The following is a 7,083-nucleotide window of genomic DNA, read 5'->3' on the forward strand; positions in this document are numbered from 1 at the left end:
TTCATATTGATCAGGTTGCAATATCGGTATTTTTAGACCGTAGATTACTGTTTTGCCGAGCGAAGGATACCGAAAAATATATTCATCAGAAACAATGAACAACTGTATTTTCTGAACTACACTTTCGATTTAAGTTTGCACTCCTCTTCTAATCAACACCGTTTCTTGTTATGAATGTACGTTTATACGTTTTAGGCTTTCTAGTTATCCTTTCGCTGACTTCTTCTGCTCAAACGCTTCAACGATTTGCAAACACACCAATGGGTAATGTCAGTGATATGGTTTATAATGACCGGCATGGGCTCTTTGTGGGAGGTTCGTTTGAGGGAGTAGGTATTCACACAGGTTCTGCTGCCATGTTTACCGACGGTAGTGATGTACCTGATCCTAACTTCCCCCGGTTTTATGAGCATATACAGGATATTATTTCGGACGATAACGGCGGCTGGTACGTAGCAGGAAGCGGTTTCCGAATGATTAACGAAAACGATTCCATTAGCTACAATAAATGGGGTGTTGTTCATGTGCTGCCTAACAATCAGATCGATATGAATTTTACATTGAATCTGACCGCTACGTTGCCTGCCCTCAATCACCAACGTAGCGTGGTAATAAAGTTGCTAAAAAAAGGTAGTAAACTATATGCGATTGGTGATTTTAACGATTCAAATAGCTATCAGATAAGCAGCATTGTGGCTGTAGATGCCAGCACCGGAACAGGTATCACGTTTCCGAAAATCAAAGGAATTGTACAGGCAGTAGAAGTCGATAATGTGTTGTATGCAGTGGGTGGTACGTTGCGCGACTCAGTCGATACGTATTATAACACTAATTTGATCGCTTTTGATCTGGTGCTCCAGCAACGCAAAAACTGGACACCAACCTTTACGGCTGATCAGAGACCCAATGGGAGCTTTATTTATTATTCGCAGGGAAAGATTATTGTTGATTATTATGCAGGTGGTTCGCTCTCTTATCCTGCCCACGTTGGTATTGCGGCTTTCGATACAACGAATTCGGGTACTGTATCGGCAAGCTGGACGTATCAGGTACCGTATGCGCATAGTTTGACAATAGGGGTTCAGGGATTGTTTTTCTATGGTCAAGCGGTATACGTACCCGTCTGGAGGAATGACGATACGTATGTTTTACAGGCGTTGAACGTAGCAAATGGAACGCCTGTAAGTGGCTGGAACGTCAATACGTTTATATTCCGGGGACCATCGGGCTTTCCCTATAATGCGGCTGTCGTTAAAGCTGTAGTGGTAGGTAGCAAGGTATATCTGCACGGGCGTTTTAATCAGGTTAACGACTCGATGCGAAACAATTGGGCTGCCATTGATCTATCTACCAATCAGATAACTCCGTGGGATTTACAGGCCAGCTCTGTGGTGACAAATTCTACTATCCTGTATGCCCATGGTAATAAACTGTTTTGTCTGGCACGTAGTGGCGATTCGTACTATAAATATACGTCGCGCCCGCATCTGGCCCTGCTGAATCCAGTTACGCAGGAAGTAATCCCAAAAACATTCCCGTTTCTGCCCACCAGCCCAACCAATACCTGGAGTGTGTATAAAATGGCTACCGTCGATAATACGTTGTGGGTAGTAACGAATGGACAAAATGCGCTGACAGAGTCAATCGGAGCTTATGATATTCCAACGGGCGATAAAGTGAATTCGGGTAGTTTTCAGTTTATGCAGCAGGGCTATCGAACGAATGCATTCACGAAATTGATTCCGGTCGATTCGGTACTTTATACCTTGGGTAATTATAGTTCTGTAAATGGTCAGAATCGGTTGGGCGGTATGGCTGCTATAACAACCCGAGGCAACGTATTACCCTTTACGCTGACAACCGATTCGCCAAGCGGAACACCGGGTTGGGGCAGCATCACCGATTTTGTCATTATTGGCGATTTGCTGTACATCAGTGGCAGTTTTACGCAAATCAATGGGGTTGCCCGCAAATACCTTGCTTCGGTAAACCGGTTTACAGGCCAGCTAACGAACTGGAACCCAAATCCGGCCAGCCCTATCACATCAATCGCTATATCAGGTAATAACGTATTCGTTTCGGGTACGCAAAACCAGATTGGTACGTTCATTAATCCTAAACCAAACCAGTTTACTAATTTCCTGATTGATCGAATTAGCGGTAAAGTTGTACATGCCTATGGTGATGGCGAAATTGCAAACAGTAATCTATCGAAAGAGCAGTACGTATTCTCTAGCTGGGGGATAAATGCTGAGTCTCCTTGCCCTGCTCTAACGTATTATAATACCGAGCGCAAAAAATATGGAGCCCCTTGTTTCATTAAACGCCCGCAATGGTACACTCCTCAATCAGCAATTTTCGCTGGAAATCGACTCTTTTTTACGGTAATTCCTGGCTATAACGAAAATCCTCGTCAGTCGCTATTTCAAGTTGCCTTTCCGCAGAATTTCTTTAGTAATCAGGTTGAATATTTTCCGAGAGTTGGTAGTAACGGCGGACTAGTAACCATCAATTTTTATGGATATAATTTATCGGCAGGAACGAAAGTAAGGCTCCTGAAAAATGGCCAGATACCTATTGTAATTCCCGATTCGGTTTTAAGTTATCCCGACAATTTCCGGGTACAGGCCGTCATGAACCTGCGTGATAAAGCCGTTGGCGATTGGGATATTGAGCTAACCTTACCGAACTACCAGAAAGTAGTTGTTACCAATGGCTTCAAGATTAAGCAGGCAACCCCACCCGATATGCACATCCGAATAATTGCTCCTGGTTTCACCCGCCCCGGCCGACCTACTAAAGTGACTATTGCTATCAGTAATCGAGGTGAAGGTGATGCTTATCTGGTTCCTTTCTGGATTGATGCACCGATAAATACCACTATTAAACTCCCCGTTTTAAACGCTAAAGATTCAAGTTTCATTAAGAAAGATACAATCTATTCAATTGAAATAATAACCGGAGGGCGTGGGCCCGGACAAAGGGGATGGATTGCCCTACCCAGAGTTGGCGGAGGAGAGGTTGCGCAAATTCCTATGATATTTACTCCCCCGCAAGGCAACCTTCCTCTCGACCTCTGCGGCCAAATGGGAGATCCCTTAACTGATCCATTTCAATATGGACACGGTACATTATTCCCTGATGTAAAACAATGTTTAGATCCTATTTTTGGAGCAATGAAAGACGTAGCAGGTATATTATTACCTGACGAAGTAGGTAAGATTTCAGGCTTTTTTGACAATGTGAATGCATTGGATGAAGCCATTAGAGAAAAAAAAATCCCTTTTCTGGATATTGGAGGTTCATTAGTACAAGGGGCTTTAGATAATCTTCCCGAAGGTGGCGCGGGCGATAGGTATGCGTATATGAAAAAATTTGGTGACGGTCTTTCAAAGGGCTTAGGATATTTACCGTTGATTGGCAATGTTCTGGAAATTCCAAGTGCTTGTGAGAAACTGAAACCAAAGCCTAAAAAAGAAGACTGTGCTTCAGTTCCAATTGTCGCATCGCAAGATCCAAATGATAAAATTGGTCCGATGGGTGTACATGCGCAACGATACATTACCGACAAAGACCCGCTGAGTTATCAGATTCGTTTTGAAAATTATGCCACGGCCACGGCGGCTGCCCAATTAGTACAGGTGCTTGATACGTTAGATGCCAGTAAATACGATTTTTCGTCGTTTCAATTTGGTCATTTCAACGTAGCAGATACGAATTTTTATGCACCTCCAGGGCGTAAAACCTTTCTGCACGATTGGGATATGCGCCCGGCTAAAGATCTGATACTACGTATGGAAGGAAATTTCAACGACGTAACGGGCATTCTGAAAGCTACTTATACAACACTCGACCCGGCTACTATGGAGTTGACCGAAGATCCCATTCTGGGCTTTTTACCACCGAACCATAATGCACCCGAAGGAGAAGGAAGCATTTTTTTCTCAATCAAGTCAAAAGCTGATTTACCCCACTCAACAACCATTTCGAATCGGGCATCAATTATTTTCGATTATAACGCCCCCATTCCAACGCCCGCCTGGACCAATACGTTAGATAAAACTCTACCGCAAAGTACGGTACAGGCACTTCCCGCTGTTAGTAACGATACAACGCTCGCACTACGTTGGGGAGGAAATGATACGGGTGCTGGCATAAAATTGTATACTGTTTATGTAGCCGTCAACGGAAATCCATACAAACCTGTTGTAACGAATACTTCTCTAAAAGAATTAACCTACATCGGTAAGGCAGATTCAACGTATCGGTTCTATTCGGTAGCCGTTGATAGCGTTGGCAACGAAGAGCCGGTTCCGGTCAATTTCGATACCCAAACCACTATTACACTCAGCAAAACGGTTCAATCGCTGATTTCCGGAAACTGGAATAATACGGCTACGTGGAATTGTGCTTGTATTCCGGGTTCACAAGATGTCATAACCATTATGAATGGCCATCAGGTAGTGATACCGAAATCCCAAGCGGCAAGGTTTAAAAAGCTAATAATGAGACCGAATGCCAGGTTAATCTATAGTCAATAAAATTGGGCAAAACTCGATTGGTTGTTGGTCGGTTTGCAAGAGAATACGTGGAGGACGCTATCTTGTTGATTATATTTGCGGCTCTTTTCAGAAGATATGCAACTCAATAACCAAACCTATCAGATTCAGGGCGTCAACGTACTGGATATTGCCGACGAATTCGGCCTTCCTTTATACGTGTACGACGCCGACAAAATTATCGAAAAAATCGGCTTGCTTCGGTCTGCGTTTCCGGGCGTTAATCTTAAGATAAAGTATGCGGCCAAAGCATTAACCAATTTATCGATTCTGAAGCTGATGCGCTTGCAGGGTATTGATATTGAAGTAGTTTCGGTGAACGAGGCCCGGCTGGCGTTGCTGGCAGGTTTCGAACCGGCTCAAATCATGTTTACGCCAAGTGGAAACGCTTGGGAAGAAATTCAGGAAGCGCTTCAGATGGGGCTTCAACTGAACGCCGACAGCCTGCCCCTGCTCGAGCAGATTGGTCAGACGTATGGCAGTCAGTACCCGATTGCGCTACGTATCAATCCAAGCATTGCCGAAGGCGGAAACTTTAAAATCCAGACCGGCCATGGCAACTCAAAATTTGGTATTCCGAACGATTATCGTGCTGATATTAAAGCTATTGTTGAAAAATATTCTATCCCACTCGTAGGGTTGCACATTCATACGGGTTCCGATTTTAAAGATGGTAATACGTTCCTGAAAATCGCCGATGTGCTGTTCGATCTGGCTTCTGATTATCCTGATCTGAAGTTTATTGATTTCGGAAGTGGCTTTAAAGTGGCGTATCGCCCTGGCGACAATTTTACCGATCTGGCCGATTTAGGTAAAAAAGTTTCCGCTGCTTTTCGTTCGTTCTGCGACCGATACGGACGTGAGCTGGAACTATGCTTTGAACCGGGTAAATTGCTGGTGAGCGAAAGCGGGCATCTGCTGACGGAAGTGAACGTAGTGAAACAGAATCCAACCCGTACGTTCGTACAGGTAAATTCGGGCTTGAATCACCTTATTCGTCCGATGATGTACGATTCGTATCACCACATTCTGAACGTATCGAATCCAGAAGGTGAGGAACAACTCTACGACGTAGTGGGCTACATTTGCGAAACCGATACGTTTGCCACCGACCGGATGCTTCCTGAAGTAAGCACCGGTGACGTATTGTCGTTTGAGAACGCAGGAGCCTATGGATTTTCGATGTCCTCGAACTATAACTCACGTCCCCGCCCGGCCGAAGTACTGGTATATGACGGCAAACCCTATCTGGTCCGTCAGCGTGAAACCTTCGAGGATATACTACGTGGACAAGAACTAATCGAATTTGAATCAACTGTTATAAATGAATAATACATAATGAAAAATGCATAATGTTCTATAGGCCAGATTTTTATGCATTGTTTATTATGTATTATTCATTGCTCATTCTACATTATTCATTAAAAAATGGGACGCGCATTTGAATACCGGAAAGCCCGCAAAATGAAACGCTGGGGGCAAATGGCTAAGACCTTTACCCGCATTGGCAAAGACATCGTGATGGCCGTGAAAGCCGCTGGACCCGACCCCGACAGTAACGGACGGCTTCGGGCTATTATCCAGAATGCCAAGGCTGCCAACATGCCGAAAGAAAATGTTGAGCGGGCTATCAAAAAAGCTTCGTCGAAAGATCAGGAAGACTATAAAGAAATCGTGTATGAGGCCTATGCGCCCCACGGTATTGGGCTGGTAATTGAAACGGCTACCGACAACCATAATCGGACTGTTGCCAACGTTCGTAGTTACCTCAATAAATTAGGGGGTAGTCTGGGTACGCAGGGTATGCTCGATTTTATGTTCGACCGCAAATCGGTGTTCCGGATTCCGGCCGAAGGTGTCGATCAGGACGAACTCGAGCTTGAATTGATCGACGTAGGTGGTGATGAAATCGAGTTTGATGACGAAACAGACCAGCTCGTTATCTACGGCGAATTTACTGCGTTTGGAAGTCTACAGAAATTTCTGGAAGAAAAAGGCTATGAAATCAAACAGGCTGAATTTGAGCGAATTCCGAACGACTACAAAGAGCTGACCGACGAACAGGTTGCCGACGTAGAGAAACTAATTGAACGTATCGAAGAAGACGACGATGTTCAGACGGTGTATCACAACATGAAATAGATCAATAAGACGTAGTATAAAAAAGGGAGAAGGTGCTAGCCTTCTCCCTTTTTTATACCAAATCAGTATAACGTAGTGAAATTGAGTTCTAAAACCCGATCCATTACGTCTTAACATTGTATCATCTCATACTGACTCCTTCGCGGAGGATTTGTACCCAGCCTTTGACGATTTGGGGCGGAGCATTGCGATCCACCATCGAGAAGCGTACCGTCGCTTCGTAATAGTACAACCCACTGGGCAGATCCGCTCCTCCCGCATCCTTGCCATCCCAGGCTAAACCAGCCGCCGTCTTCTCATAGACCTTCGAACCCCAGCGGTTGTAGACCACAAAGGCGACCTGCTCCACAAATCGAGGACAACGTAAGGGCGTAAACACATC

The 7,083-nt window shown here is 44.6% G+C and carries 4 protein-coding genes; 3 read left to right on the plus strand and 1 reads right to left on the minus strand.

Annotation, left to right across the window (positions count from 1 at the left end):
- The first annotated feature begins 170 nt into the window (after positions 1-170).
- The 3 genes from ACYVD4_RS26085 to ACYVD4_RS26095 all read left to right on the plus strand — a co-directional run bounded on the left by ACYVD4_RS26085 (position 171) and on the right by ACYVD4_RS26095 (position 6,701).
- The gene (locus ACYVD4_RS26085) at positions 171-4,541 is read left to right on the plus strand and encodes a DUF7619 domain-containing protein (RefSeq protein ID WP_460950696.1); all 4,371 of its coding nucleotides are present in this window, start codon (positions 171-173) and stop codon (positions 4,539-4,541) included.
- A 96-nt stretch (positions 4,542-4,637) separates the two neighbouring features.
- On the plus strand, positions 4,638-5,891 hold the full coding sequence (lysA, locus tag ACYVD4_RS26090; RefSeq protein WP_460950698.1) for a diaminopimelate decarboxylase: 1,254 nt from the start codon (positions 4,638-4,640) through the stop codon (positions 5,889-5,891).
- A 96-nt stretch (positions 5,892-5,987) separates the two neighbouring features.
- Entirely contained in the window at positions 5,988-6,701 is a 714-nt protein-coding gene (locus ACYVD4_RS26095; protein WP_460950700.1) for a YebC/PmpR family DNA-binding transcriptional regulator, read from the plus strand.
- A 121-nt stretch (positions 6,702-6,822) separates the two neighbouring features.
- Here the strand turns inward: ACYVD4_RS26095 and ACYVD4_RS26100 are convergent.
- On the minus strand, positions 6,823-7,083 hold a 261-nt coding region (locus ACYVD4_RS26100; RefSeq protein ID WP_460950702.1), incomplete at its 5' end, for a T9SS type B sorting domain-containing protein.

The sequence above is a fragment of the Spirosoma daeguense genome (assembly GCF_054776875.1).

Excerpts from the sequence above, each read along its gene's own strand:
- lysA (WP_460950698.1), top strand. The coding sequence starts at position 4,638 with ATGCAACTCAATAACCAAACCTATCAGATTCAGGGCGTCAACGTACTG.
- ACYVD4_RS26095 (WP_460950700.1), top strand. The coding sequence starts at position 5,988 with ATGGGACGCGCATTTGAATACCGGAAAGCCCGCAAAATGAAACGCTGG.
- ACYVD4_RS26085 (WP_460950696.1), top strand. The coding sequence starts at position 171 with ATGAATGTACGTTTATACGTTTTAGGCTTTCTAGTTATCCTTTCGCTG.